This is a genomic window from Pedobacter vanadiisoli (assembly GCF_042684385.1).
GTDB lineage: Bacteria > Bacteroidota > Bacteroidia > Sphingobacteriales > Sphingobacteriaceae > Pedobacter > Pedobacter vanadiisoli.
In genome coordinates, this window is record NZ_JBHULL010000011.1 from 16,345 (window position 1) to 42,359 (window position 26,015).

Here is a 26,015-nt window from a genome sequence, read left to right on the forward strand (position 1 = left end):
AACCTTATGAAACAATTTATCACTGAAGTGATCGGCGAAGAATTTGTTGAAGAAATGGATATCACCCCTGAAAGTTCTTTTACTAAAGACCTGGAAATGGACAGCATCGAAATTGTATCATTCTCTGAAAAAATTAAAGCGCATTTTGGCGATCAGATCGATTTTACGGGCTGGTTATCTTCAATGGACTTAGATCAGCTGATCAACTTAAACCTGGGCATGATCATCTCTTACATCGAAGAATGCCAGTCTTAACCATAAACGGCAGATCGGTCCATATTCAGGAGCTTAACAAAGAAGCTGCTGAAACCATCGTCCTCGTACATGGGATGTTCAGTAACCTGTCTGTCTATTATTTTAACATCGCGCCTTTATTGGCTACAAAATATCATGTGGTACTTTACGACCTGAAAAGCCATGGCATGAGTGAAAAGGTACTAACAGGCTACGACCTCACCAGCATGACCAACGATCTGCTTGCGCTTTTAGAGGCACTAAACCTGCAACAGGTACATTTGGGTGGATATAGTTTCGGTGGATTGATTGCTTTAAAAATGGCCATACGCTTTCCCGAATGCATCAACAAACTGGCCGTAATTGAAGCACCAGATCCGAATGACGATAAAACAAGAGGGATTATTGATGAGTACAGCCGTGAGTTTTTAGAGCATTACGTTGAAAATTTCACAGATACCACAAAAGTAAAAATGGGCAAAAGACAGATGGAGCGCAACCACCGCATGTACGAATACCTGTTTTATCAGACCTCGATTAAAACCGATATGGAATTCGAAAAAAACTTTTTTGGCAGCCCTGCAATCGAAAGCATAAAAAAGCCTGCGTTATTGTTGTATGGCACCGATTCCAATTGTTTAAACGCAGGAAAACACTTGGAAGGGCTGATCGAAAATGCGTCATTATCCGCTGTCCCGGGTGATCATAATATCCCGATCCAGCAACCATTAGTTATTGCTGAAGCATTATTAAACTTCTTCCAGGAAAAATAAAATTAAACACAGATGGCAAAATTCGTATTTGTAGTTCCTCCCCTAACCGGCCACATCAACCCAACTTTGAGTATGGGTACCGCTTTATTGGAAAGAGGCCACCGTGTAGCATGGATTACTTTAGATCAATCGCTGGGTGATAAGCTTCCTGTTGGCGGCGAGTTGCTCGTGATCAGTTATGACCAGAACGATCAGCAGAAAAAAGATTCAGAAAAATACCTCGATATCATCACCAAAAAAATTGTTTACGGTATTGATAGCATTAAATTTCTGTACGAAGAAGTATTAATCCCCCTTAACAGACACAGTTACGAAGGTATTGCCGATCTGCTTGATCAGTTTAAGCCCGACCTGGTAATTACCGATCATCAGATGTTTGCAGGTGCCATTGCCGCCTGCAACAAAAACTATCCTTATGTTACTTCAGTTACTGCTCCTGCAGCCATAAAAGTAATGGATGAACTGCCAAAAGTGCACGAATGGGAAGTAAATCAGATTGTTGAGCTACAAAAAGAATTCGGTATAACCGCCGCGGGTTCTATTGCCTGCTCTGAGCTGGCCACATTGGTATTTACCTCGCGCGATTTTTTCGGGGAAATGGACTTACCGGAGCATTTTAAATTTGTAGGCCCTGTTTTTAACCGCCGTAAAAACTCCATTCCTTTTCGGTGGGAAGCATTTCATACCAGCAAACCTAAAATATTGGTCAGTATTGGCACCACTTTCGATCATGAACATAAAAAGGCCTTTTTTGCCAAGGTAATTGAAGCTTTTGAAAATGAAGACCTGCAGGTGGTGGTGGTTTCAGATCCCGCTTTATTTGAAGAGTGGCCGGCTAACTTTACCGTGCAGCGACAGGTACCGCAATTAGAACTATTACCACACCTTGATGCCGTAGTTTGCCATGGCGGACATAATACCGTTTGTGAAACATTAATGAACGGACTGCCAATGGTAGTAATCCCGATTGCTTACGACCAAAGCCATGTTGCCGGACGTGTTTTCAGGGTTGGTGCCGGAGAACGCTTAAACTTTAACCGTTTTAAAGCCAGTCACCTTAAAGAAGCGGTAAACAAAGTGCTGCAGAACGACAATTATAAAATAGCTGCAGAACAGATTAAACAGTCATTTATCCAGGCAGGCGGAACAGAAAGTGCAGCCGATTTACTGGAAACCTTAAGCAACAGAACCTCAAACGTATTCATCAGTTAACCAATAATCTTATGTCAAAATTCCTTTTCGTTGTCCCCCCTTTTTTCGGCCACATCAGCCCAACATTAAGTATTGGTGCAAGTTTATTGGCCCGTGGCCATGAAGTTAAATGGCTCGGTATTACTTCGCTCGCCCAGGTACATTTACCCCAAGGTGGCGAATTTATTTACCCCGAAGAAGATCTGGCCGAGTATGCTGATGAAATAGATCGCATTTTAAAACGTCAGGATGATGGCCCCGCATGTTCCGGTCCGGAAGTAATGAAACTGGCCCTCGAAGAAACTTATGTGCCTTTTGCCAAAATGATGATGAAAGGACTAAACAACTTTGTTGATGCATGGAAACCCGACGTCATAATTAACGATTGCATTACTTTTGCCGGCGCATTAAGTGCACATATAAAGGGTATTCCGTCGGTTACCACTACACCCGTTCCGCCAGATGTAATGGGCGATACCGCTAACAGTGCACCCAAAATATTCGAATGGCAACAAAACCTGATCAAAGGTTTACAAAGAGAAGTAGGCATTTACAGCGACGATATACACATCCACTCTCATGAGCTGAACATGGTTTTCACTTCTCAGACCTTTGCCGGTTTTGAAGAAAAGCCACCGCACATGCATTTTGTTGGTCCGGTAAAAGGCCGACCAAATTTAGCACCATTTGATTGGGAACGTTTGAGTAAGGTTACCACTCCTAAAATATTTGTTTCATTAGGTACTTTACTGGTTGATATCCGTGCAGCATTTTTCCAAAAATTGATAACTGCTTTCGAAAACCAGCCTGTAACTATTGTGGCGGCAACCAATCCTGATATTTTCGAGCATTGGCCTGATAATTTTATTGTGAATGGTTTTGTGCCTCAATCAGAATTAATGCCACATATGGATGCCGTAATTTGCCATGGGGGTTTTAATACCGTAAACGACACCTTTACCAATGGTTTACCCATGTTGATTACACCAATTGCTTATGATCATTTTCATACAGCTAAACTAATTGAACAGGCTGGCTGCGGCATCAGCATCCGGTACAAGCGTTTACGCACCAGCGAATTAAGAGAAACCGTTTTTGAGCTTTTAGAAAATCCGAAATACCGCCAGGCCGCACAAAGAATAAGAGAAACTTTTATCGAAGCTGGTGGCAATGATAAAGCGGTACAATTGCTCGAAGATTTTGCTGAGGTTCACAAAGTTGTCAACCTTGATGGCCCGTTTGCCTAGATTGCTAAGAGCGGTCGTCATGCTGAACTCGTTTCAGCATCTTTCCTGTTATTAAGATCCTGAAATAAAGGATGACGAGACGATTAAAAATTGACAATTCTGGGAGGTAATAGCCATTCCAGCAACCATCATCTCAACTGCGTTGCACTCCGCTTGAGATGACGGAATCCATTATAATACTAAAAATGAAAAGAAAACTGCTATTTGGTGAGCGGATGTTATTTGGAGATGGCAAAAGTCCATTTAATATTGTTATACCCTTCAAAATCAGGGGAGAAATAAAAGAAGAGGATTTAAGGTTTGCTTTATTTAAAATCCAGAAAAAACACCCCTGGTTAACAGCAGCCATACGCTTTGATGAAGACAAAAAGCCATGGTTTGTAGCCAATCTTACCGAAACGTTCATAATCCCCATCCGTATAGTGGATCGTTTAAACGACGAACACTGGGAGCAGGAATCTACTCTTGAATGGAAAACGGTTTTTGATGCCACAACTGCACCGCTTTGCCGCATTACCTGGCTAAAAGGAGAAAATGTTTCCGAAATCCTGATGGTTTATCATCACTGTCTTTGTGATGGCACTGCCGCGCTTTCAATTTTAACCGAACTGCTTCAACTTTTAGATGATCCCGATACCGATATTGGCAGGGAAATTCCGATTATGGGTATAAAAGATGTAATCCCTGCAAAGGTACTGAACAGTTACCGAAACCGTACCAAAAACGGTTTAATAGGGAAAATTGCTACGTTAGCCCTTTGGATGATCCCGATCAAAAAAGTAGCCGTTGAGCGTAAAAAAGACTTTATGCTCCACTGGCGATTCGACCAGGAATTAACAAAAGAAATTATCAGCTTTTGCAAAAACAATCAGTTCACCGTAAATACTTTGCTAAGTGCCGCTGTCCTGACCGCATTTAAGGAGATAAGAAAAGAAAAAGCCTTTAACAAAATATCGCTTCCTGTTGATATCAGGAACTTTAATCCGATTATTAAAAAAGACCACATTTTTGCCTTTGGTTTAATGATTGTACTTTCGTTATTGCCACAAAAAGATTTCATAGAAAATGTGAAAGCCTTACAAAAAGAGGTAAACGATAAATCAGCCAAACTTAATCCATATAGTTTGATGATGATGATGGAGGCTTGTCATCCGGCACTTCAAAACTTTACCAATTTCTTAAAATACGGCAAATCAAGTAACGACTGTATGTTTTCTAACCTGGGTAAAATTGATATTCCGCATCAATACCAGCATTTTGAGGTCGAAAGTATATTTAGCCCTTCTGTAATGGGGCCATTGGGCAACACCACTACCATGATCGTGTCTACGTACCGCAACCAGATGGACTTTACTTTTGTAGCCAGCGAGGGTTATGTACCTTATATAGAAGCCGAAGCCATTAAAGAAAAGCTTATCGCAATCCTTAAAACCCAGGTAGGGCAGCCTGTTGAAATTTTAAGCGTAACCGCATGAAAAGAAGATTAATTTTAGGAGAACGCATTATGCATGTGGATGCTAAAACACCATTAAACTGTGTATTTGGCGCCAAAATATCAGGTACTATCAGGGAAGAAAACCTGCATCAGGCATTATTGAAAATCCAGCAGAAACATCCGCTATTGCAGATGAATATCGATGCTAGCGGCAAAATACCCTACTTTGTACTGAACGAAAACATCGGTAAAATCCCGGTTAGGATTACCGATCGTTCTACAGATCAGGATTGGTTAATACAATCAAAAGCCGAGTGGTACAAGCTATTTGATGCTCAGCATGAACCTTTGGCAAGGCTGGTCTGGCTAAAAGGCGAAGTTGCATCTGATCTTTTACTCGTACTTCCGCATTGCATCTGCGACGGTACCACCATTTTAAACTTGATGCGCGAGCTGATCACATTGATTGATAATCCCAGGCAGGAACTCACCCCGTATCCGTCATTTTTATCCGTAAATGATCTGCTGCCCGAAAATTTTTCCGTCACCAAAACCGGTCATTTTAAAGGAAAGATTTTTGCGGCCCTGGGTCGCTTGTTTTTCTTTTTTAAATCTACTTCCAACAAGCATGTAGACCGGAGTAATTATGCCGTTCACTGGAAAATGAGCCAGGACGACACCAAAAAACTACTGCTAAAATGTAAGGAAGAAAACACAACTGTACATTCTGTAATCTGCATAGCCTTTATGGAGGCTTTTAAACACATACAAGGCACCAAAGCCCATGGCAAGGTCATCTGTCCGGTTGATATCAGGCGCTTCGTAGAGGCCATTAAACAAGATACCATGTTTGCATTTGCCCCTATAGTGGAGCTTAAGCTCGATCAGGCTGAAAATAGCTTTTGGACAAAGGCGCGGGCATTAAAAAATGACCTGGAGGCAAAAATCAGCGAAATGAAGGTTTACGACCTACTAAGCATGAGCGAATATTTCCATTCATCGGTAAATAAAATGATCGGCTTTTTAAAAACTACAAAAGGTACCCACGATGTTACACTAAGTAACATGGGCCTTTTAAATGTACCGAAAGATTACCAGGATTTTTCTATAGAAACCATATATAGCCCTACTGTAGCCTTTCCATGGAAAAATGCCAATACTTTAGTGTGCAGCACTTTTAACGGACAACTGGACTTCTCTTTCATGTCGAACGAGTCGTTTTTGAGGGAGTTTGAAGCCTGGCAGATCAAAGACAGCGTGATGGAACAGATTAAGGAAAATTTAAACGAATTAGCCAATGTCTGATCAAACGGAATATAATGAGGAGACAAAAGCGTTGAACTGGCGAAAGTTTGTGCGTAAAAATCTGCTCATACACCTCGTTCCAAATACCATATTGAATACGGTGGTACCCTATTTTGCTTTTAAGGCACAAAATTCGGTACACCTGTTCAGCGGTGAGCAAAATCTAGCCAGGTTTTTACTGCCCATGTCATTACTGCTTCCCTTTATGATCACACTCGATATTTTAAAGAAAATAAAAGAACTTCAACATACCGGCGCCATCAATTACAATGAAGAACTAAAAATTACGGGTTATCCTTTTATTCTGAAAAAAGCGGGCCTAAATGGCTTGTATAGTATTATGATTGTATTTGCCCTGATGCTCGCCTTACACTTCTCTTTCCCTAAAAACCACGATTTTGGGATTACCCCATCTGCCGTGTGCGCAGGACTGCTCGCAGGGCTATATTCCCTTACCTTTTTTTATCTCGCCATTAGGAAATTTAAAGCTGACACCGTTTAGTTATTCCTCTTTATTCTAAACATAGCGAAACTATAATGAAAGATTTGATGCTGTTAAACTTTTAGAATTAAACCGTTTTATTAGGGCTTTAATACAAGATAATATGTATTGCAGCTCATAAACCAGCAAATCGGCGATGCATTTTTTTAATTATTTTCTTTAAAAAACAAATAATATTACTTATCTTAATTATGAATTAATACTAACATTTTGCATCCCATACTCATCAGAAATAATGTTAAAATCCTTGGCGAAGGTAGCCAGGTGATTTTATTTGCACACGGTTTCGGTTGTGCGCAAAATTCTTGGAAATTTATAATTGATGCTTTTCTTGAAAACTATAAAGTAATACTGTTCGACTATGTTGGGTCGGGAGATTCAGACCTGAGTCTGTACGATAAACATAAGTATGCTACATTAGAAGGTTATGCATGCGATGTGATCGACATCATAGAAACGCTCGAACTTTCCGATGTTATATTTATCGGCCACTCGGTAAGCAGTATGATCGGCATGATTGCCGCCTTACAAATACCGGAAGCATTTAAAAAATTAATTTTTATTGGTCCTTCACCAAGATATTTAAATGACCGCGATTATATCGGCGGATTCAATGCAGGAGATATTGAAACCATATTTGAGCACATAGCTGAAGATTATATAGGCTGGAGCAAACAATTGGCTCCCGTGGTGATGGATAACCCATTAAAACCCGAACTGACAGATTTTTTACAGGAATGTTTCGAAGCAACTGACCCCAGTGTGGCGCTGGCTTTTGCCATGGCTACTTTTAAAGCCGATTATAGAGACAAATTAAAAGACCTTGATGTACCAAGTTTAACCCTGCAAAGTTCAAACGACATCATGGCTCCCTTATCAGCCTGCGAATTCATTCATAAAAATACGCCAAAAAATTTTTTGGTCGTAATGGAAGCCACCGGCCACTTTCCGCACATCAGTGCACCAGAAGAAACCATAAGGGAAATAAAAGATTTTATTGAGGATATCAGTTTAAAATCAGCAAATGAACAGCTTTACGCTTCCAGAAAATTTTCTTCTATTAATTAAGTCTTTAACCAAAAGCACAGGTCGTTTTTAAAATGCCTGTGCTGCATTTTACTTTTCACTTCCTTAATTAATTGATTTAATCTCTCAAGGACTTACTGTATGCAATCAGCATTATAGTATTTTACCTAAATTTTTATCAATTACTGCGATACCGTAGCATCTCAGTATCAAGCTACAATAAGTGTATTTAAAACGGCTGGATTGCTGCAGAACATCAGCTTTTCAGCAATATCTTTAAATGCCCAAATCCACCTGTGAAATTGACTCGTAAATATAATGAGGCTGTATCATAAAGACAATTTCTCCTTAGATTTTGTCACATTGAGCTTGTCGAAATGCTCTTAGAGGTATTTATGCAGGTCCTTCGACAGGCTCAGGATGACAATTCTATTTATGATACAGCCTCCTTTAGTTATAAACGATTCATTACTATCCGATTACCTTTCTACCCCAACCAGGAATAACTTGAAAATATTTTCAAAATAAATAATGAACAAAATGAATAATATCTATATTTGCAAAAAAATATACTTCATTTTCAGCGCATAAGTATCCCATTCGTCTAGGTTTTTTCACCTTCCCAAAGACTAAATATCATCGAATTTAGACATCCAGAAGTAGATTTTGAGGTTTAAACAGAAATCATTAATCAGAAAAAGAATAAAAAAACAAAATGAACAAAATTAAAACAATTGCATTTGCTGCATTAAGTATCCTATCCGTTTATAGTGCAAAAGCTCAAAATTTTAAGGAGCCAGTGGGCTACAAACTTAAAAATGGCATGAACATTATCATCTCCGAAAATGATAAATCGCCAAAGGCTTACTCAAGCTTTACCCTGGATGCCAAAGCATTCAACGATAAAAAAGATGGCATAGTGGAATTGTTAAATGCCGTATTAAATGAAAATGTAGGCAAGAACGCAAACATCAGTTTTCAGGATAACAGTGGCAAATTGGCTACCGCTAATGCCGATCTTGAAAAAGATTTAATTAAAATGGCTTCTTTAATCCAGAACGCTACTATCGATCAGAAAACTTTCAACATTGCCAAAGCCAAATTAATTGCCAGCATAAAATTGCAGGATTACGATTTTGACCAAACGGTAAATGAAAATTCAATTAATGCATTAACCTTGGCTGACGTTCAAGATTTTTATAACCAGATTTCTCCTGAAAAAACTTTTTTAACCGTTGCTGGTGATGTGGAATTAAATAACGCTAAAGCTTCAGTGAAAAAAGCTTTTGGAAACTGGAGCAAAACACAAGAAATTGCTTCAATTGCTGCAAAATAATAGTAAACCAAACAGTATAGCCCTTTGATTAATTTCAAAGGGCTTTTTTTATGCCCAAAATGTTACAAGCGATCAGGTTTTAGCTATCCATATTCCAGGAATCATTCAATATATTCGTTTTAATAAAATCATCATTTTCCGAAAAAACCGACAAATGAAAAAAATCTACACCATCCTCCTTTTTGTTCTTTTAAGTTTAGTGCTGCAGGCACAGGTTGTTGTGAACCGAAATCAGGATATTGATAAAATGGTTAAAGCCGTAAATCAGGATTCGCTAAAATCATACATCAGTAAAATGGTTTCCTTTGGCACAAGAAATACGCTTAGCGATATCAAAAGTAAAACAAAAGGAATCGGAGCTGCCAGAAATTGGGTGCTGGGTAAATTTAATCAGTTTGCTAGGCAAAGCGGTGGCAGGCTTAGTGCCTACCTGGATACCGTTACCTTTAAACCCGATGGCAAAAGAGTAGACCAACCAACACTTCTGGGCAATGCTGTAGGCATATTAAAAGGCACCGATGTAAACGACAAGCGTGTTTATGTAGTGAGCGGGCACCTTGATAGCCGTGTTACCGATGTAATGAACAGAACAAGCGACGCACCAGGTGCTAACGACGATGGCAGTGGTGTTGCAGGTGTTATTGAGGCTGCAAGGATTATGAGTCAATATAAATTTCCTGCAACTATAATTTTCGTAGCCGTGAGCGGTGAAGAACAGTCTTTACTGGGCTCTAGTTTTATGGCCGCAAAAGCAAAAAAAGAAAACTGGAATGTAGATGCCATGTTAAACAATGACATGATCGGCAGCAATAACAGTAGTGAAACACAAATTATCGACAATACCAGGATACGCGTATTCAGCGAGGGGTTACCGTCCTTCGACCTGGATAAAAGCGCAAAAAGCATCCGTCAGTTTGGTTTAGAGAACGATGGTAAAAGCCGTCAGTTGGCTCGCTATGTTAAAGAAACAGGGGAACGCTATGTAGATCAGTTAGAAGTTAAACTGATTTACAGAAACGACAGGTTTCTTCGTGGCGGCGACCACACGCCATTTGTAGAAAACGGTTTTACAGCGGTGCGCATTACCGAAATGAACGAGAACTTCGATCACCAGCACCAGGACCTCAGAACCGAAAAAGGCGTTAAATATGGCGATCTGCAGGAATTTATGGATTTCGAGTACCTTCGCAAAAACACAGGTTTAAACATTGCGGTTCTGGCCAATCTTGCAAAAGCCCCATCTGCTCCTACCGAAGTAAAAATAGATGTTAAAAACCTGAGCAATTCTACTTATTTATATTGGAAAGCCCCGGTAAATGGTACAGTAAAAGGCTATTATGTGCTGATGCGTGAAACCAGCAGCCCGGTTTGGGAAAAGAAATTTTTCACCTCTGCCACCGAACTCAGGTTACCTTACAGTAAAGACAATTATTTGTTTGCCGTACAAAGTGTAGGAAATGAAGACAATGAAAGTTTACCCGTTGTTCCCGGCATAGGCAGGTAAAAACATTTTAGGTTTCTCGATGTTTAAACTCAAATTTAAAACATGAAATTTAAACCACTTGCTTTTATCATTAATATAGCCATTACGCTGGGTATCGGTGCCCTGGGCGGATGGGCAACCGCTCAATCTGTTAAAACCTGGTATCCAACATTAAATAAACCATCCTTTAATCCACCAAATTGGCTTTTTGCACCTGTTTGGACTACTCTTTATATATTGATTGGCATTGCTGCTTATCTGGTTTGGATCAGGCGCGATAAAATTGTCCATTTTCCGCGCACCGTTGCCATTTACCTGATCCAGTTAATTTTAAATCTCGCCTGGTCATTCATTTTCTTTTATCTGAATGAGATTGGCTTCGCCCTGGCCGAAATTATTTTATTGCTGGTAGTGATCGCCATTAATGCATTTACATTTTATAAAATCAATAAATGGGCAGGCCTCCTGTTTATTCCATACATCATGTGGGTAAGTTTTGCAATATTTTTGAATTACAACATTTTCATATTGAACTGATTTTAGAAGAAAAACCCTTATTTTTAGGGGTGGTAACTTTTAAAAGATTTTTGCTGATCCTCCTCGTTCTGTGCTGTAACCAGTTGCAAGCGCAAAAAGTTGGCCTTGTTTTTAGTGGCGGGGGCGCCAAAGGCCTGGCCCATATCGGCACCTTAAAGGCTTTAGAAGAAAACCATATCCCGATTGATTACATTACAGGTACATCTATGGGCGGCATTGTTGGGGCCATGTACGCTGCCGGTTATAGTCCGAAGCAAATTGAAGAAATAGCACTCAGTAACGATTTTCAAAATTGGGTAAATGGTCGGTATACCAGCGATTACACCTATTATTTTCAAAAAAATGCACCAAATGCCTCTATGCTTACAGCCAAAGTGGCCATTGATACGGGCTTCCATTTTAGTTTCCGCTCCAATCTCATTAACGATATCCCGTTAAATTTTGCTTTTTTAGAACTTTTTGCTCAGGCATCAGCCGTTTCTAAAGATAATTTTGACAATCTTTTCGTCCCCTATCGTTGTATGGTTGCGGATGTTCTTTCACAAAAAAGTATCGCAGTAAACAAGGGAAGTTTAGCTGAAGCAGTAAGGGCAACCATGACGGTTCCGATTATCTACCGGCCAATTAAACTGGACGGGAAATATGTTTTTGATGGGGGACTATACAACAATTTCCCTGCCGATATTATGGAGAGGGAATTTAAACCGGATGTGGTGATCGGCGCCAATGTATCTTCAAAAACTTATAACGAATACCCTAAAAATATCGACGATCGCTTAATGAACCGTTTTTTGGTATACATGTTTTTATCCAAATCAGATTCTACCATGATCGGTAAAAACGGTGTATACATACAGCCCGATCTGGCTGGCTACAGTGTTACCAATTTCGCACCTGTAGCAGAACTGATCAAAAAAGGGTATGATGCGACTATGGCCGATATGCCCAGAATCAAAGCCCTGATCGGCAAAAGGGTGAGCGATGATGAACTGGCTAAAAGAAGAGAAAAATTTAACACTAAAAAACCCGACCTAAAATTCAGCAGTATCATTGTAACCGGCGTAAACAGCCAGCAGAAAAAATATGTGGAGCGTCTTTTCAAGAGCGATAAAGTTACTTTCAACCTGGAAGATATTAAACGCGGATATTACAAACTGGTTGCCGACCAGACTTTTGAAACCGTATATCCTAAAATTTCTTATCAGGCAGCAACAGATAGCTATACCTTTGAAGTGGTGGCCCAGCCGAAAAAAAGTTTCAAACTCGATTTGGGGGGCAATATCTCTACGAGGCCCATCAGCAATGTTTTTTTGGCTGCCCAATACAATTACCTCAACAGGAAATCGTACACTTTCGGAACAAGCTTTTATTCAGGCCGTTTTTACGAATCGGTACAGGTAAATGGCCGGGTAGATTACCCAACCAGGCTGCCTTTGTTTCTGTCTGCCGAGTTAACGTATAATCACTGGAATTTCTATAATACCAGCCAGATATTTATCGAAAATCCCCGCCCCATTTACATCGAACAATCAGACAGGAAGATTGATCTCATGATGGGAATGCCTTTAAATTACAACACCAAAATAGTTCTGCATTCAACATTTATCAACAATAACGACCGTTACAGTCCCAACAATACATTCACAGTAGGCGATCTGCTCGATCAAACTATTTTTAATGGCTATAGGGCATCTTTAAACCTCGAAAAAAACTCGCTCAACAGAAAACAATATGCCACAAATGGTCAAAGCTTTTCGTTAAGCTTTAATTATACTACCGGCCGCGAAAATTATAATCCCGGTAACATTTTCAGGAACACCCCTGGTTTTGTGAAGATTCCCGGCAGTAGCCGGCTACACCAATGGGGCAGCATTAAGCTCACCCAGGAAAACTATTTCCTACACCTGAAAAAATATACTTTGGGTTATATTGTTGAAGGTGTAATCTCGAATCAGCCTTTGTTCAGCAACTACTATTCAACACTTTTAACCGCTCCGGCCTTCTATCCGTTGCAAGATAGCCGCTCGCTGTTTCTTGATAAGTTTAGGGCAACCACTTATGCCGCCGGTGGGGTGAAAAACATTTATAATGTTAAAAAAAATCTTGATTTTAGACTGGAAGGTTATTTATTTTTACCACATAAAGAGTTTGAGCTGAATAATTTCCAGGATGTGGATTATGCCAAAGCCATTACAAAATTACGTTATGCAGGTACTGCAGGTCTGGTTTATCATTCACCGCTCGGCCCCGTAAGTTTAAGTTATAATTTATATAATGATGCAGTTAAAAGAAATGGTGTATTATTGCATATCGGTTATTTAATTTACAATAAACGTTCTATCGAATGAAACGAATCTTAATCTTGTTATCGTTATGTTTAATAGGTTTTTCAGGCTTGGCCCAAACCGCAAACATTAATAATTTTCTGGTAAAGGAAAATTTGCTTAAAAACAATAAGCTGGCGATCATAGCAGCCGATTCGCTGAACAACCCTAACGAAAATATAAACGGAACCTATACTTTTAGTGTAAGTGGTTTTACGCAGATTTTAAAGTTTAACGATGGCATTGCTGTGCTGCCTTTACCCATCGATAAATCTACATTCGTTTATATTAAACACCAAAACGACTCAGGTACCCATAGTAAACTGGTGTATGTTTATAAAAAAGATACCGATTTAAGCCCATATGCAATAAATAGCCTGTGGCTTTTTATTATCCCGATCGTGCTGATTATTATCGCATTTGCTTTCCGCAAGCTCATCATATTTGTAGTGATCGTATTTTTGGTATTTGTTTACTTTAACCATAGCAACGGTCTAAATCTCTCTACTTTTTTCGAAAGTATTTTTGATGGTTTGAAGAACCTCATCTGACGTTTTTGAATTAATTTTTCATCACGAATCGTCAATTTTGGGGCTGGAAAAGCGCGAGCCGAAGCAATCTCATGCAATATTTTTTCTTTTTAGAAAAGCAATTCCTGTGGTGCTTCGGTTCTACCCGTCCCCCCCTTTGCTTAACCCCGATAAATGTTCAATAAGTTAAATTACACTTAAACCGGGGTAACGCTGCCGGTCGGGTTTAGTTAACGCAGGTCCGTCTAAGCTCAAATGAAAATAGGCTCCTGGGCACACCAACTCGGGGGCAATGGGTTTATTTCATCTCAGATAGCAGCACTGCTATAGCCCCTTAAGCCCGATCGAAGCGGGATGCCGATTTTTTCAACCGGCAGAAGCGGGAGCGGGACTGCAAAAAACCATTAGCTTCTGCAACTGCCTTCCTATAAAAGAAAATGTGGTTGCCAATAGCTGTGGATTAATAATTTATTAAATCATCGCTAATTTGCTAAAAAAATTAGTAAATTTGCTTTATGGAAAATCTTTTTTTGGTCTGTCTGGTTCCGCCCGTTTCAATAGCTGAAGATATCGATGAAATCAGAAACTACATTTCAGAGCAGTTTAACGTGCACGAATCCTTAAAAAGGCCGGCACATATTACCTTATACCCACCGGTTAAATTATCGTCGTTAGCGGCAGAAAACAGGTTTTTCAACGCATTGGAAGAGGCCTCTTTCAATACCCCGTTTACACAGATATTAAAAAATTTCGGTTCATTCCCTGAACATACTTTTTTCATTGATGTAGAGCGGAATGAGGATATCATGAACCTGGAAAAACAGCTGTCAAAGGCATTACAGCCATTAAAGCTAATCGACAAAAAGGAGAAATTCAATCCGCACCTTACCCTGGCATTCAGGGATATAAAACCGGTTTTTAAACAGATTACCGCTGCGTTTAAAGATCGTAAATTTAAGCGTGAATTTCCGGTCTCCTCTTTTTCTGTTTACAAACACCAGAATAAAAGGTGGCAACCCTTTAAGGAGTTTACATTTAAAAACCCCGGTACCAAGGCCAAAGCACTAAATCTTTTCGGTTAATTAGAACGGCATACCAATACCAAAATTATACTGTAAGAAACGGTAAGTATCAGGGCCGTGTGTGGCGTTATAATTGTTTTTAAATTCTCTTGCCCCTGATAAAAATTTACCAATTACCCATTGATCTGAGCCCGTAAACTGCGGATCTTTGAGCTTCAGCCCAACATCAAACCTAAATACAAAGTATTGTACATCATACCTGAGCCCTACCCCTGTACCAATAGCCAGCTGTTGAACAAATCTGTTTAATTTAAACACGGTTTGCTCATCAAGTGTAGGGGTAGCGAGCAAAATTGATTCGCCTTTACGGAGATTCCATACGTTACCCGCATCAACAAAGGCAGCTCCTTTCAATGTTGCCCCAAAAAACTTTTTGGCTACTGTAAAACGGTATTCGAGGTTGGTTTCGATACGCATGGTTCCAAGCTGGTCAAGTCCAAAAAATGCTTTCCTCAGGGTATCGCTCCTTAAAAGGCCCCTATCGTAATTGCCGGGCCCAATGGTTCTTGCCTGCCAGGCCCTAACGCCACTTGATCCGCCTGCAAAAAACTGTTTCTCGAAAGGTATGCCTGTTAACACCGAATTTCCATAAGCATAGGCTACACCTGCATTTAAACGTGCAACAAACTGCCGCTCCCCGCCTAAGTGTTTGTACCACCTCAGGTCTACTTCCGGGCGCATATACTGGTTAAAAGGCAAACCCAATATTTTTGCAGGATCGTTGTTTGCAGGGTCGCTTTTTTTACCGCCCAATTTAGATATACCCTGCAACATATTACCTGCAATATCCATTCCGGCCCTTAAATAAACAAAAGAACGGTATTCATTCAGTTTATTGGCATTTAAGGTATAAGTATACTTCATTCCCAGGGTCAGGTCTTTCCGGCCCAATAAGGTAGAGTAATAGAGGTTATTTAGTACTGTCTGTGCATCTACATTAGGGTCCAGGTAGCCAAAACGGTATTCAAAGTTTAAGGGCGTAAAAGAATGCAGTTTCGATTTCGTTTCTACCCAGTCATAAGTAATCGAATTAATGAAGATCCTTCTTACCGATACATCTTTTTGCAGGGCAAAAATATAACTGCTAGAGAAAGTAGTATGTGGCATTCCATTGCCTCCTAAAACCGGATTGTAGAAAGGAATAATCAACCTTGGTACCGTAATACTGCTACTGATCGAAAAATCGCGTTGATAGATGTCACTAAAAGGTTTGGCGCCATTGCCTATCCTGGATTGCAAACCGCCTTTTACCTGAAGCTCGAACCGTTCGGCCCCTCTGAAAATATTGTTATTGGTATAGGTATTACTTAAGTTAAAACCAACCGTACCGCCATTAAACGGCACCTCACCTTCAATACGGTTGCTCATTACCTTTTGCGGAATGAGTTGTATTACTGCATTGATCTTGTTCGAAGTGCTGTCTCTCCTAAAATAATCGATTTTAACGTTTTTGAAAATATTCAGTTCGTACAAGCGGTCATACGTCAGGTTCTCATTCCGGATATCGTAAAGTTCACCTTGCTTTAAAAAGTCGTACCTCACAATCGGGTTACGCCTGTACCGTTTGGAAAAATCGGTAAATATGATCCCGTTTACTGTATCCTTGCTCAATTTATAGCGTACAGAATCTGGAAAACCATCCGGATTTGGCGCAATAATCATATGCGTATACCCAATATTAAACTGTTTGTGCCCTTCGGCAGGCTCAGTTACATTTAAATTTAAATCAATTTTATTGGTTTTTGAGGTTGGCTCAGCACCATAAACATCGAAATTTACATAGGGCCTTAAAAAATAGAAATAACCGTTTTCTTTCATTATACGGTAAATCTGCTCCCGCTCGTAGGTTAGCGAATCTTCATCGTACTGCATGCCTTTGTGCAAATGGCTCACCCCGGCTTTATTCGCCAGGTAAAGGTTTCTGATATTCACATTCGGGATCGAATCAGTCAGTTTATCAATAAAATAAGCCGGTCCTGGTTTTGCACTAAAAGTTACCTCAGCTTTCTTGTTCGCCACCTTGATGGCAGATGTTACCTCTGCCTGCCGGTAGCCTTTACTTTTCAGGAACTTCTGTATCTGGGTTCTCGAAATTTCTACCAGCGTACTATCCAAAATAGCGGGCGGCGTACCGAAGGGCTTGATATCGTTCGTTTTGTACCGGCCATTTTTGGTATTGAACAGGTTATATAAAGGCACCTGGATACTGAACTTGGAAGCAGGCCGGAGATCTTTCTGCACGTAATTATAAGCCTGCTCCTCAAATTTCTTGTCAACACTATCAATCGTTACCTTTTTAACGATTGATTGGTAATCGGCAATGTATTTTGTTGATGAACAGGCCTGAATTAAAACAATAATAAATAGTAATATTGCAGTGCTTTTCAGTTTAATATTTATCAAGTATTGGTATGCTTTCAAAATCACAGATTAGTTTTATAAAGTCGTTACATCAAAAAAAATACCGTAAAGAGCATGGTTTATTTATTGTTGAAGGCATAAAATCAATAAAAGAGTTTATCCGGTCAAATTACCACATCCATACCATATTTTATAACAGCGAACAATACAATTTGTTACCCAAATTGCCTGCAAATATAAACTTATTTGAAGTAAAGAACGCTGAATTAGACAAGATTAGTACACTGCAAACGCCACAGGGCTTTTTAGCCTTGGTTCATATCCCCAAAAACAAACCGTTGAATGAAAAAGAGCTGAAAAATCAGTTCACCCTGGTTTTGGATGGTGTGCAGGATCCCGGCAATATGGGTACCATTATCCGTACGGCAGATTGGTTCGGTTTTAAAAAGATTATCTGCTCGCCCGATAGTGTGGAAGTATTCAATCCCAAAACCGTACAGGCCACCATGGGATCGCTGGCAAGGGTAACTATTTTCGAAACAGACTTACCCGCATTTTTAGCCAGCAATAAAATCCCGGTATTCGGTGCTTTATTGGATGGCGAATCGATTTATGAAACACAATGGGGCAATGAGGGACTGGTAATTTTAGGCAATGAAGGAAAGGGAATTTCGCCCGAAGTGATCAAAAAAATTAATAAACCGGTAACCATTCCGAGAATCGGCGAGGCCGAATCCTTAAATGTTGCCGTGAGTGCTGCAATCTTTTGCGCTGAATTAGTGAGGGTTCGAAATTAAATTGAGATATTATTTGCGGGCTAACTAATAATTGCTATTTTTGCAGCCTTGAATTTAAGGGTCGAGTGGCCGAGTGGCTAGGCAGAGGTCTGCAAAACCTTCTACAGCGGTTCGAATCCGCTCTCGACCTCCATTTGTACAAATAAAATAATAAAAGGTTAATACCATGGCAGTTACCAGATTAAAAAGAAAAGACAGAAGAAATAAAAATACAGCTCACCAAGAGGTAGCATTTTTAAAGAGAGCAACTAACATTGAGTTAGGAAGCCGTTCTGCACAGCCTAAAAACGATCAATTAGCTAAAAACAATGCTGTTTTAGCTGCTTTGGCAAAATAGTTTTTAGAAACGAAAAAATTTAAAGCATCCTTCTGATCAAAGGATGCTTTTTTTATGCATTAGTATTTTTGCTACTCATAGCAATTATTGTAGTGCTAAGCCTCTTTTCTAATTCAATCGTCATGCTGAACTTGTTTCAGCATCTTTCCTGCAAGATAGACCCTGAAATAAATTCAGGGTGACGACGTATGCTAACAACCTAAAACCTTAACTTTATCTTATTCTGATCAAAGCATGCTTTTTTGTGTATTAGTATTTTTGATACTCATAGTAATTATTGTAGTGCTAAACCTCCTTTCTAATTCAATCGTCATGCTGAAATTGTTTCAGCATCTTTCCTGCAAGATAGACCATGACCACGAAGTAGCTACATGGCAAATGAAAATATAATTTCTACTTGTAAAATAAATTCAAGGTGACGACGTATGCTAACAACCTAAAACCTTAACTTTAACCTATCAGATTTTTACGGAGAGCTTATGAACCTTACCGAAACCCTTTCAACCCTTCAATCGCTTGCAGATGATAAAGTCCGTAAGCAACACCTTAAAAACGGAGCCCGCGAAAATCTGTTCGGAGTGAAAATGGGCGATATCAGAATCCTGGCAAAAAAGCTCAGAACAGACCATCAGTTAGCTTTACAGTTATGGGAAACCGGGAACATCGATGCCAGAATGCTGGCTATTTTAATCCTTAACCCTAAGGAACTTTCAGCTGTCGAAATAGAAAAAATGGTTGCATCAGAAGAATTTGCCTGGGCAGCCGACTGGTTTTACAACTATGTAGTTAAGGAATACCCTGAAAAGGAGCAATTCCGCGAAAAATGGATGAACTCAGGCGATAAGATGCTTGCCCGTGCAGGCTGGAGTTTAACCAGCGGGCGAATTACCAGACAGCCGGAAGGTTTGGACATCCCTGCCCTGCTAAACCGTATTGAAAGTGAAATGCCTGGGGAAGCACCAGAAACACAGTGGACAATGAACACTGCCTTAGCCCAGATTGGCATAAACCACCCTGCTTACCGCGAACGCGCTTTAGCCATAGGCGAAAAACTGGGGATTTACCGTGATTATCCGGTTTCGAAAGGATGTACTTCTCCATTTGCACCGATATGGATTAATGCAATGGTGAGCAGGCAAAAATAAAGACTTACAAAAGCCTTAGCTTAATTCTTTAACGTTTACCAGTGCTTTGCAGATACTTTTGATCAACCCAGGGCCTTCGTAAATAAAACCGGTATACAATTGTACCAGGCTGGCACCTGCATCCAGTTTCTCCTGTGCATCTTTAGCCGAGTGAATACCTCCTACCCCGATAATCGGAAAGGCTTTGTTCGATTTCTCTGAAAGATAACGGATTACCTCGGTCGAACGTTCTTTAACAGGTTTTCCGCTCAACCCACCGGTTTCAGCTTTTAAGTCCTGCGCTGTCGCCAGGTTTTCCCGGCTGATGGTGGTATTGGTGGCAATAATACCTGCAATATTCGTCTCTGCTACAATTTCGATAATATCATCCAGTTGTGCATCAGTTAAATCAGGTGCAATTTTTAATAAAATCGGACGCGAAATACCGTTTTTACCATTGCGTTGCTGTAAGGTATTGAGGATCTTTTTAAGCGGTTCTTTTTCCTGCAGCTCGCGTAAACCCGGGGTATTGGGCGAACTTACATTCACCACAAAATAATCTACCACATCAAACAGCCTATCGAAACATTTAATATAATCGCTTGCTGCCTGTTCATTTGGTGTAGCTTTGTTTTTACCGATGTTCCCGCCTACAACAATATCGGGATGTTTATCTTTCAGCAAACGTAAACGCTCTGCCATTACATCTACCCCTTTGTTGTTAAAACCCATTCTGTTGATCAGGGCTTCATCATTGGGCAAACGGAACATACGGGGTTTGTCGTTTCCAGGCTGGGGCATTGGCGTTACCGTACCCACTTCGATAAATCCGAAACCCAGATTGCTTAAAGGCTCTACATACTCGCCGTTTTTATCAAATCCGGCTGCTAACCCAACAGGGTTTCTGAATTTTATTCCAAAAACCTCGCGCTCCAAACCTTTAATATGAACATCAAAGCTGCTACGGATAATGGTTTTACCCAAAGGAAACTTGTCATTAAACCACTTTAACCGCTTTACGACAAAATAATGTACGTTTTCAGGGTCAAATTTGAAGAATATTGGTTTAATCAGGCGATACATGCCACGAAGATAAGAACTTATAGGTAATTATCGAAAAAAGGTTAATTAGTTCAATCGTTACTGGTTCAATTAGTTCACGGGTCATTGGTTCATTAGTCTGGGCGATAGTTCATAGCTCATGGTTTGACAGGTTCATTAGTTCACTGGTCATTCGTTCATTAGTCAAGGCGATAGTTCATAGCTGATGGTCTGATAGCGATGTGGTATAACCTGGCATGCTATAAACTACAAACCATAAAAGCAAGAACACTTGTCCATGAACTATCAAACCATGAACCAACCAGCCATCAACCTTAGGCAACCTGTACATCCACAAATGACCAATAAACCAATGACCAATGAACTAATGACTAATGAACCAATTTTTAGTACGCTGCTGTAAACTGCTCCCTGTGGTGTGCATTATTTTCCAGCTCATCGGCAATTACAATCGCTAAATCCTCAACCGATAAAATAGAACGTCCTTCTTCGTTAAAAACCGGGCTTGTTTTTCCTAAACGGTATTTACCTGTACGGCCGGTGGTAATACCCTGATGCATTTCAATTGCCGGACTAAAAAACAACCAATCCAATTCTTTTTCCTGTTTTAAGATGTTAAAATAATCCCTTACTGCAGTTGCGCCAGCTTTATATTCGGCAGGAAAATGAGGCCCGTCAACAAGCTGATGCCCATCGATCTGTAAAGTACCTGCACCGCCAATAAAAATATAACGTTTAACGCCAGCTGCTTTTACCGCTTTTTGGATGGCTTCTGCACCCTGCACGGTATCATGGTATAAATTGGGGTTGGTCCAACCAGCATTAAATGCGCTTACTACGACATCAGCTCCTTTTAAAGCTTCAGCTAATTTTTCTGTATCCAAAACGTCGACAGCCAGTTTGCTTACTTTATCGCTGCTGCTATCAATTTTATTGGTATCGCGCGCAATGGCAATTACTTCATTTCCACGGCTTACCAGTTCAGTCAGAAGGGCTTTACCTACAAAGCCCGATGCTCCAATTAATGCTACTTTCATGTTATTAATTTTTAATTTATTAATCTATTTTTAATATTGTAATGTTTTTTATTACAGTTAAATCCAAAAAAAATTTATTCAAAGCCTGAGGCAAAATCTGCTAATGTCTGTTTCGATAAATTTTCGATCAGGGCATTCTCTGCATTATGGTATAAGGCATCCAAATGTTGATTGATCTGCCTGCCAATCGGACATTTAGGATTCGGTTCGTTTTTACTCTGCCCTAACACATTACTGCTTCTTACTGATTTATATACTTCGCCCAGATTAATGTCTTCGGCGCTTTTGGCCAGGAACGAACCTCCCCCCTTGCCTTCTTTACTTTCAACAAAACCATGTTTACGCAAATTCATAATCTCCTTGCGCACTAAAACAGGATTGATATTGATACTTCCCGCCAGGTATTCAGAACTCACAACAGCACCTTTCGCCGCGTTTAACAAGGTTAAGATGTGTAAGGAAACAGGAAACCTACTATTGCTCATTCTGTAATTATTTTTATTACAGTACAAAGGTAAGAAGGTTTTATTAAAATCAAAATTTATTTTGCAATTACCTCATCAAAGATTCTTCATTATATTCAGAATGGCAGAAAAAAGGAACGGTCTCTCCTATTTAAGTTTCGATCTGAAAAAAGCCTTTAAATTTCGTATTTTTGCAGCCGAAATGATTTCAATAAATAATTTAACATTCCTGATCGGCTCGAGGGCCCTTTATGACGACGCCAACTGGCACATTAAACCAGGCGACAGGGCAGGTTTGATCGGTGCCAACGGAACAGGAAAATCAACACTTTTAAAAATAATTGTAGGTGAGTACGCGCCAACTTCGGGTACCGTTTCGATGTCGAAAGACCTTAAAATCGGTTATCTGAACCAGGATTTACTCTCTTACGATTCGCACCATAGCATTTTGCACGTGGCCATGGAAGCTTTTGAGCGCCAAAACCAGCTGCACGATGAAATTGAAGAACTGCTTAAAAAAATCGAAACAGATTATAGTGAAGAGGTTTTATTTAAACTGAGCGATAAGCAGCAGGAATTTGAAGCTTTAGACGGTTATAACATTGAATACAGGGCAAACGAAATACTGGCTGGATTAGGTTTCAGCACGGCAGATCAGTTGCGCCCGCTCAATACCTTCTCCGGAGGCTGGCGTATGCGTGTCATGCTGGCCAAAATCCTTTTGCAGGACCCTGATATCCTCTTACTGGATGAGCCTACCAACCACATGGATTTACCCTCTATTAAGTGGCTGGAAAATTACCTGACGGGCTTTGAGGGCGCTATCGTAATTGTATCGCACGACAGGTATTTTCTGGATAAGATTGTAAACCGTACAGTTGAGTCGCGTAAGGGAAAATTAACCGTTTACGCCGGTAATTACAGTTACTATTTAGAAGAAAAAGCATTGCGGGCAGAAATCCAGAAAGGTGAATTTAAAAACCAGCAGGCCAAAATTAAACAGGAAGAACGTTTAATCGAGCGTTTTAAAGCCAAGGCTTCCAAAGCCAAAATGGCCCAGTCGCGGATGAAAGCGTTGGATAAAATGGAACGTGTTGAAGATGTTGACGACGAAAATCCAACGGTAAACTTCAGCTTTAAATTTACCAAACCATCTGGCCGTCATGTTGTCCGCATCGAACACGCCACTAAACATTATCCAAATGTACATATCCTGGAAGATGCAGAAGCGGTGATCGAAAAAGGAGATAAAATTGCCCTCATCGGTGCAAACGGTAAGGGAAAATCGACCTTATTGAGGATGATTGCGGGCACCGAAAAATTCGAAGGTCTCTGCGAAACCGGCCATAACGTAACCACAACTTTCTTCGCACAGCACCAGCTGGAATCACTGCACCTTGATAATGCTATTTTAGAAGAGCTACAGGCATTCGCGCCAAAACATACCGATACTGAATTACGCAGTATTTTAGGATGTTTCCTGTTTACCGGCGATGATGTGTTCAAAAAAATCAGGGTATTATCCGGAGGTGAAAAATCGCGTGTGGCACTGGCAAAATCATTAACAACAGATTCGAATTTCCTGATCCTGGATGAGCCCACCAACCACCTTGATATTCAATCGGTTAACATCCTAATCCAGGCCTTACAACAGTTTGAAGGTACTTTTATTGCGGTATCACACGACCGGTATTTTCTTGATAATGTGGCCAATAAGATCTGGTTTATTGAAGGCGAGAAAATTAAACAATATCCAGGTACGTACGCCGAATACGAAGAATGGAACAGCAAAAGGGTAATTCCGGTTTCAAAACCGATTCCGGTTAAAATGCCCGAGAAACCAAAAGCAGATCCTAAACCCAATACCCCAAATACAGCCAGTCAGTTAAAAAAACTGAACGATGAACTGCAGAAAACAGAAAAATTAATCACAGAGCTGGAGCAAAAAGTTAAAAACATTGAAGCAGAACTTGCCGAAGAAAATGTTTACAGCAATACAGAAAAACTTACCGAAGCCAACAAACGCTACGTAACAACCAAAGCCGATTTAGACAAAAGCCAGGAAAAATGGGAAAGTCTGGCTGCCGAGATTATGGAATTGGAAGCTTAGTTTTAAACATCAGCAAGTACAGATATATAGCCGTTTCGATGAAAAATCGGGACGGCTTTTTTGTTGTTTTAATCTGTAGTCAGCTGTTCCCATCTAATACTAAGTAAATTCTTAGCAATTCCAAAAAAATAGAAATTACATGCAAATTGAAATGAGCTCCGTGTCAAATAAAAATATCTGAGACCACAAATAATGTCATGCTGAGGCACGAAGCATCTATCTTCTAAGTTGCAGATGCTTCGTGCCTCAGCATGACAGCATATTCAGCGCTGCTGCAAGCAAAAAGTATCTGTCAATCTACTGATCCAATTTTGTCCCTTCCCAATAAAACTTTACTTTTAACCATGCAGAAAATATTAATTGCGGTCTTATTATTGATCTCCAGCCTGGCTTTTGCCCAAAATGGTCAAACCTTCACAAACGAGAACAAAACCTATCTGCCAAATATTAAAACAGTATTGTGCTATAACAGCAATAAAGAGCAAAGTATACCGGTAATCATGCTCAATTCGCCTGAAACCATTACCTTTTCTTTTGACGACCTGCTTTCCGGAACCCAAAATTACTGGTATACCATTGAGCATTGCAATACCGAATGGCAGCCTTCGCAGATTTCGAGCATTGATTATTTAGGCAGTTTTAACGACGACCGCATCCTCAACTACCGTTATTCATCCAATACCACCCGGAAATATACGCATTACGAAATCACGTTGCCCAATACACAGATCCAACCTAAAATAGGAGGCAATTATGTACTAAAAGTGTATCTGGATGGTGATAAAAACAAACCGGTTATTTCACAGCGTTTTTACGTACTCGACAACCAGGTGGCCATTGCTGCAGAAATAACCAATTCCATGCAGGTAGAAAACAGGAATTACAAACAAAAAATCAACTTCACCATTAACCATAGCTTTCCGATCCAGAACCCCTACCAGGATATAAAAGCGGTGGTGATGCAAAATTTTAATGCCAATACGATCCAGGTGAATACCAAACCGGCGTTTGTAAGACCCAACCAACTGGTTTATAACGACCTGAATACGAATGATTTTTGGGGAGACAATGAGTTTAGAAAGTTTGATACCCGTAGTTTAAGGTACAAAGCCGATAACGTTAAAGGCATATACCGCGATAACGAATCGGTAAACGTAATCCTTTTTCAGGATGTACCCAGAACGGCAGGTGCCTTTGCCAACCAGTTCGATGAAAACGGAAACTTTTTTATCCGCAATACCGACGGGCGCGACGATAAAACAGAAGCAGAGTACATGAGTGTTTTATTTACCTTAAATGCCCCTACACCCGGCCCGAATGGCGATGCTTATGTAGTAGGCCGGTTTAACAATTACACCATGGGCAATGAAAACAAGCTGATTTACGACGCCAGCAGGAAACAATTTTACGGCAATGTGATCCTTAAACAAGGCCTCTACGACTATGAGTTTGCCTGGTTTAACAAAGATACCAAACTAATGGAAACCAAACCTTTCGAAGGTGCGTTCTTCCAGACCGAAAACAGTTACCAGGTTTTCGTTTATTACCGGCGTCCGGGCGCTCGCTGGGATACCCTCATTGGTTACACCAATTTAAGCAATAAAGTTTCAGACAGAAGGTAACCCGCTGAACCGAAGCACAATATTAATTGTCAATTCGACTTTTAATATTACAATACTTACCTTTATTGTTACATAAATTTTCTTTGTTTTAATTGT

The 26,015-nt window shown here is 40.1% G+C and carries 23 protein-coding genes and 1 tRNA gene; 20 read left to right on the forward strand and 4 right to left on the reverse strand.

The features are described 5' to 3' along the window. The first annotated feature begins 6 nt into the window (after nucleotides 1-6). From ACFSR6_RS14480 to ACFSR6_RS14545, 14 genes are all read left to right on the forward strand, one after another. Nucleotides 7-255, forward strand: a complete 249-nt coding sequence (locus ACFSR6_RS14480; RefSeq protein ID WP_223833381.1) for a phosphopantetheine-binding protein — start codon at nucleotides 7-9, stop codon at nucleotides 253-255. Continuing rightward, a complete protein-coding gene (locus tag ACFSR6_RS14485) occupies nucleotides 243-1,007 on the forward strand; it encodes an alpha/beta fold hydrolase (RefSeq protein ID WP_379080067.1) in 765 nt (254 codons plus the stop codon). The genes ACFSR6_RS14480 and ACFSR6_RS14485 overlap by 13 nt, the downstream gene beginning before the upstream one ends. Before the next feature lie 12 nt (nucleotides 1,008-1,019). Further along, nucleotides 1,020-2,219, forward strand: coding sequence for a glycosyltransferase (locus ACFSR6_RS14490; protein WP_379080069.1), 1,200 nt, complete (start codon nucleotides 1,020-1,022; stop codon nucleotides 2,217-2,219). Between the two features lie 11 nt (nucleotides 2,220-2,230). Continuing rightward, the gene (locus ACFSR6_RS14495; RefSeq protein ID WP_379080071.1) at nucleotides 2,231-3,445 is read left to right on the forward strand and encodes a glycosyltransferase; all 1,215 of its coding nucleotides are present in this window, start codon (nucleotides 2,231-2,233) and stop codon (nucleotides 3,443-3,445) included. A gap of 185 nt (nucleotides 3,446-3,630) precedes the next feature. Next, nucleotides 3,631-4,920: a condensation domain-containing protein gene (locus tag ACFSR6_RS14500; protein WP_379080073.1), complete on the forward strand. Its 1,290-nt coding sequence runs from the start codon at nucleotides 3,631-3,633 to the stop codon at nucleotides 4,918-4,920. Beyond that, nucleotides 4,917-6,185, forward strand: coding sequence for a hypothetical protein (locus ACFSR6_RS14505; protein ID WP_379080075.1), 1,269 nt, complete (start codon nucleotides 4,917-4,919; stop codon nucleotides 6,183-6,185). Before ACFSR6_RS14500 ends, ACFSR6_RS14505 begins: the two co-directional genes overlap by 4 nt. Continuing rightward, entirely contained in the window at nucleotides 6,178-6,687 is a 510-nt protein-coding gene (locus tag ACFSR6_RS14510; protein WP_379080077.1) for a hypothetical protein, read from the forward strand. The genes ACFSR6_RS14505 and ACFSR6_RS14510 overlap by 8 nt, the downstream gene beginning before the upstream one ends. Nucleotides 6,688-6,897: 210 nt before the next feature. Then, on the forward strand, nucleotides 6,898-7,755 hold the full coding sequence (locus ACFSR6_RS14515) for an alpha/beta fold hydrolase (RefSeq protein WP_379080078.1): 858 nt from the start codon (nucleotides 6,898-6,900) through the stop codon (nucleotides 7,753-7,755). Nucleotides 7,756-8,428: 673 nt separating this feature from the next. Continuing rightward, nucleotides 8,429-9,049 (forward strand): peptidase M16 family protein, encoded by a 621-nt coding sequence (locus ACFSR6_RS14520; protein WP_379080080.1) that lies wholly within the window; start codon nucleotides 8,429-8,431, stop codon nucleotides 9,047-9,049. 154 nt (nucleotides 9,050-9,203) lie between these two features. Then, nucleotides 9,204-10,553 (forward strand): M28 family metallopeptidase, encoded by a 1,350-nt coding sequence (locus ACFSR6_RS14525; protein WP_379080082.1) that lies wholly within the window; start codon nucleotides 9,204-9,206, stop codon nucleotides 10,551-10,553. 42 nt (nucleotides 10,554-10,595) lie between these two features. Then, the gene (locus tag ACFSR6_RS14530) at nucleotides 10,596-11,069 is read left to right on the forward strand and encodes a TspO/MBR family protein (protein WP_379080083.1); all 474 of its coding nucleotides are present in this window, start codon (nucleotides 10,596-10,598) and stop codon (nucleotides 11,067-11,069) included. Further along, on the forward strand, nucleotides 10,985-13,417 hold the full coding sequence (locus ACFSR6_RS14535; RefSeq protein WP_379080085.1) for a patatin-like phospholipase family protein: 2,433 nt from the start codon (nucleotides 10,985-10,987) through the stop codon (nucleotides 13,415-13,417). Before ACFSR6_RS14530 ends, ACFSR6_RS14535 begins: the two co-directional genes overlap by 85 nt. After that, entirely contained in the window at nucleotides 13,414-13,944 is a 531-nt protein-coding gene (locus tag ACFSR6_RS14540) for a hypothetical protein (protein ID WP_379080087.1), read from the forward strand. The genes ACFSR6_RS14535 and ACFSR6_RS14540 overlap by 4 nt, the downstream gene beginning before the upstream one ends. A gap of 494 nt (nucleotides 13,945-14,438) precedes the next feature. Then, complete coding sequence (locus ACFSR6_RS14545) at nucleotides 14,439-15,005, forward strand: 2'-5' RNA ligase family protein (protein ID WP_379080089.1); 567 nt, start codon at nucleotides 14,439-14,441, stop codon at nucleotides 15,003-15,005. On the opposite strand, the gene tamL is transcribed toward ACFSR6_RS14545, so the two are convergent. Beyond that, nucleotides 15,006-17,426 (reverse strand): translocation and assembly module lipoprotein TamL, encoded by a 2,421-nt coding sequence (gene tamL, locus ACFSR6_RS14550; RefSeq protein ID WP_379080091.1) that lies wholly within the window; start codon nucleotides 17,424-17,426, stop codon nucleotides 15,006-15,008. On the opposite strand from tamL, the gene ACFSR6_RS14555 reads away from it, so the two are divergent. The 4 genes from ACFSR6_RS14555 (at nucleotide 17,417) to ACFSR6_RS14570 (ending at nucleotide 19,645) form a co-directional block, all read left to right on the forward strand. Next, the gene (locus ACFSR6_RS14555; protein ID WP_379080093.1) at nucleotides 17,417-18,163 is read left to right on the forward strand and encodes a TrmH family RNA methyltransferase; all 747 of its coding nucleotides are present in this window, start codon (nucleotides 17,417-17,419) and stop codon (nucleotides 18,161-18,163) included. The genes tamL and ACFSR6_RS14555 overlap by 10 nt on opposite strands. Before the next feature lie 59 nt (nucleotides 18,164-18,222). Then, nucleotides 18,223-18,296 (forward strand) — tRNA-Cys (locus ACFSR6_RS14560). A 33-nt stretch (nucleotides 18,297-18,329) separates the two neighbouring features. Continuing rightward, complete coding sequence (locus tag ACFSR6_RS14565; RefSeq protein WP_029275070.1) at nucleotides 18,330-18,500, forward strand: hypothetical protein; 171 nt, start codon at nucleotides 18,330-18,332, stop codon at nucleotides 18,498-18,500. 479 nt (nucleotides 18,501-18,979) lie between these two features. Then, entirely contained in the window at nucleotides 18,980-19,645 is a 666-nt protein-coding gene (locus tag ACFSR6_RS14570; protein WP_379080095.1) for a DNA alkylation repair protein, read from the forward strand. 15 nt (nucleotides 19,646-19,660) lie between these two features. On the opposite strand, the gene ACFSR6_RS14575 is transcribed toward ACFSR6_RS14570, so the two are convergent. The 3 genes from ACFSR6_RS14575 to ACFSR6_RS14585 all read right to left on the reverse strand — a co-directional run bounded on the left by ACFSR6_RS14575 (nucleotide 19,661) and on the right by ACFSR6_RS14585 (nucleotide 22,208). Then, entirely contained in the window at nucleotides 19,661-20,707 is a 1,047-nt protein-coding gene (locus ACFSR6_RS14575) for a quinone-dependent dihydroorotate dehydrogenase (RefSeq protein ID WP_379080097.1), read from the reverse strand. A gap of 365 nt (nucleotides 20,708-21,072) precedes the next feature. After that, nucleotides 21,073-21,723, reverse strand: a complete 651-nt coding sequence (locus tag ACFSR6_RS14580; protein WP_379080099.1) for an NAD(P)-dependent oxidoreductase — start codon at nucleotides 21,721-21,723, stop codon at nucleotides 21,073-21,075. 74 nt (nucleotides 21,724-21,797) lie between these two features. Next, the gene (locus ACFSR6_RS14585) at nucleotides 21,798-22,208 is read right to left on the reverse strand and encodes an Rrf2 family transcriptional regulator (RefSeq protein WP_379080100.1); all 411 of its coding nucleotides are present in this window, start codon (nucleotides 22,206-22,208) and stop codon (nucleotides 21,798-21,800) included. Between the two features lie 181 nt (nucleotides 22,209-22,389). On the opposite strand from ACFSR6_RS14585, the gene ACFSR6_RS14590 reads away from it, so the two are divergent. Together ACFSR6_RS14590 and ACFSR6_RS14595 are read left to right on the forward strand one after the other, a co-directional pair. Further along, a complete protein-coding gene (locus tag ACFSR6_RS14590) occupies nucleotides 22,390-24,297 on the forward strand; it encodes an ABC-F family ATP-binding cassette domain-containing protein (protein WP_379080315.1) in 1,908 nt (635 codons plus the stop codon). A 344-nt stretch (nucleotides 24,298-24,641) separates the two neighbouring features. Further along, nucleotides 24,642-25,919 (forward strand): type IX secretion system plug protein, encoded by a 1,278-nt coding sequence (locus ACFSR6_RS14595; RefSeq protein WP_379080102.1) that lies wholly within the window; start codon nucleotides 24,642-24,644, stop codon nucleotides 25,917-25,919. Nucleotides 25,920-26,015 lie beyond the last annotated feature (96 nt).

Excerpts from the sequence above, each read along its gene's own strand:
- ACFSR6_RS14480 (WP_223833381.1), top strand. The coding sequence starts at position 7 with ATGAAACAATTTATCACTGAAGTGATCGGCGAAGAATTTGTTGAAGAA.
- ACFSR6_RS14485 (WP_379080067.1), top strand. The coding sequence starts at position 243 with ATGCCAGTCTTAACCATAAACGGCAGATCGGTCCATATTCAGGAGCTT.
- ACFSR6_RS14490 (WP_379080069.1), top strand. The coding sequence starts at position 1,020 with ATGGCAAAATTCGTATTTGTAGTTCCTCCCCTAACCGGCCACATCAAC.
- ACFSR6_RS14495 (WP_379080071.1), top strand. The coding sequence starts at position 2,231 with ATGTCAAAATTCCTTTTCGTTGTCCCCCCTTTTTTCGGCCACATCAGC.
- ACFSR6_RS14500 (WP_379080073.1), top strand. The coding sequence starts at position 3,631 with ATGAAAAGAAAACTGCTATTTGGTGAGCGGATGTTATTTGGAGATGGC.
- ACFSR6_RS14505 (WP_379080075.1), top strand. The coding sequence starts at position 4,917 with ATGAAAAGAAGATTAATTTTAGGAGAACGCATTATGCATGTGGATGCT.
- ACFSR6_RS14510 (WP_379080077.1), top strand. The coding sequence starts at position 6,178 with ATGTCTGATCAAACGGAATATAATGAGGAGACAAAAGCGTTGAACTGG.
- ACFSR6_RS14520 (WP_379080080.1), top strand. The coding sequence starts at position 8,429 with ATGAACAAAATTAAAACAATTGCATTTGCTGCATTAAGTATCCTATCC.
- ACFSR6_RS14525 (WP_379080082.1), top strand. The coding sequence starts at position 9,204 with ATGAAAAAAATCTACACCATCCTCCTTTTTGTTCTTTTAAGTTTAGTG.
- ACFSR6_RS14530 (WP_379080083.1), top strand. The coding sequence starts at position 10,596 with ATGAAATTTAAACCACTTGCTTTTATCATTAATATAGCCATTACGCTG.
- ACFSR6_RS14535 (WP_379080085.1), top strand. The coding sequence starts at position 10,985 with ATGGGCAGGCCTCCTGTTTATTCCATACATCATGTGGGTAAGTTTTGC.
- ACFSR6_RS14540 (WP_379080087.1), top strand. The coding sequence starts at position 13,414 with ATGAAACGAATCTTAATCTTGTTATCGTTATGTTTAATAGGTTTTTCA.
- ACFSR6_RS14545 (WP_379080089.1), top strand. The coding sequence starts at position 14,439 with ATGGAAAATCTTTTTTTGGTCTGTCTGGTTCCGCCCGTTTCAATAGCT.
- ACFSR6_RS14555 (WP_379080093.1), top strand. The coding sequence starts at position 17,417 with ATGCTTTCAAAATCACAGATTAGTTTTATAAAGTCGTTACATCAAAAA.
- ACFSR6_RS14565 (WP_029275070.1), top strand. The coding sequence starts at position 18,330 with ATGGCAGTTACCAGATTAAAAAGAAAAGACAGAAGAAATAAAAATACA.
- ACFSR6_RS14570 (WP_379080095.1), top strand. The coding sequence starts at position 18,980 with ATGAACCTTACCGAAACCCTTTCAACCCTTCAATCGCTTGCAGATGAT.
- ACFSR6_RS14575 (WP_379080097.1), bottom strand. The coding sequence starts at position 20,707 with ATGTATCGCCTGATTAAACCAATATTCTTCAAATTTGACCCTGAAAAC.
- ACFSR6_RS14580 (WP_379080099.1), bottom strand. The coding sequence starts at position 21,723 with ATGAAAGTAGCATTAATTGGAGCATCGGGCTTTGTAGGTAAAGCCCTT.
- ACFSR6_RS14585 (WP_379080100.1), bottom strand. The coding sequence starts at position 22,208 with ATGAGCAATAGTAGGTTTCCTGTTTCCTTACACATCTTAACCTTGTTA.
- ACFSR6_RS14590 (WP_379080315.1), top strand. The coding sequence starts at position 22,390 with ATGATTTCAATAAATAATTTAACATTCCTGATCGGCTCGAGGGCCCTT.
- ACFSR6_RS14595 (WP_379080102.1), top strand. The coding sequence starts at position 24,642 with ATGCAGAAAATATTAATTGCGGTCTTATTATTGATCTCCAGCCTGGCT.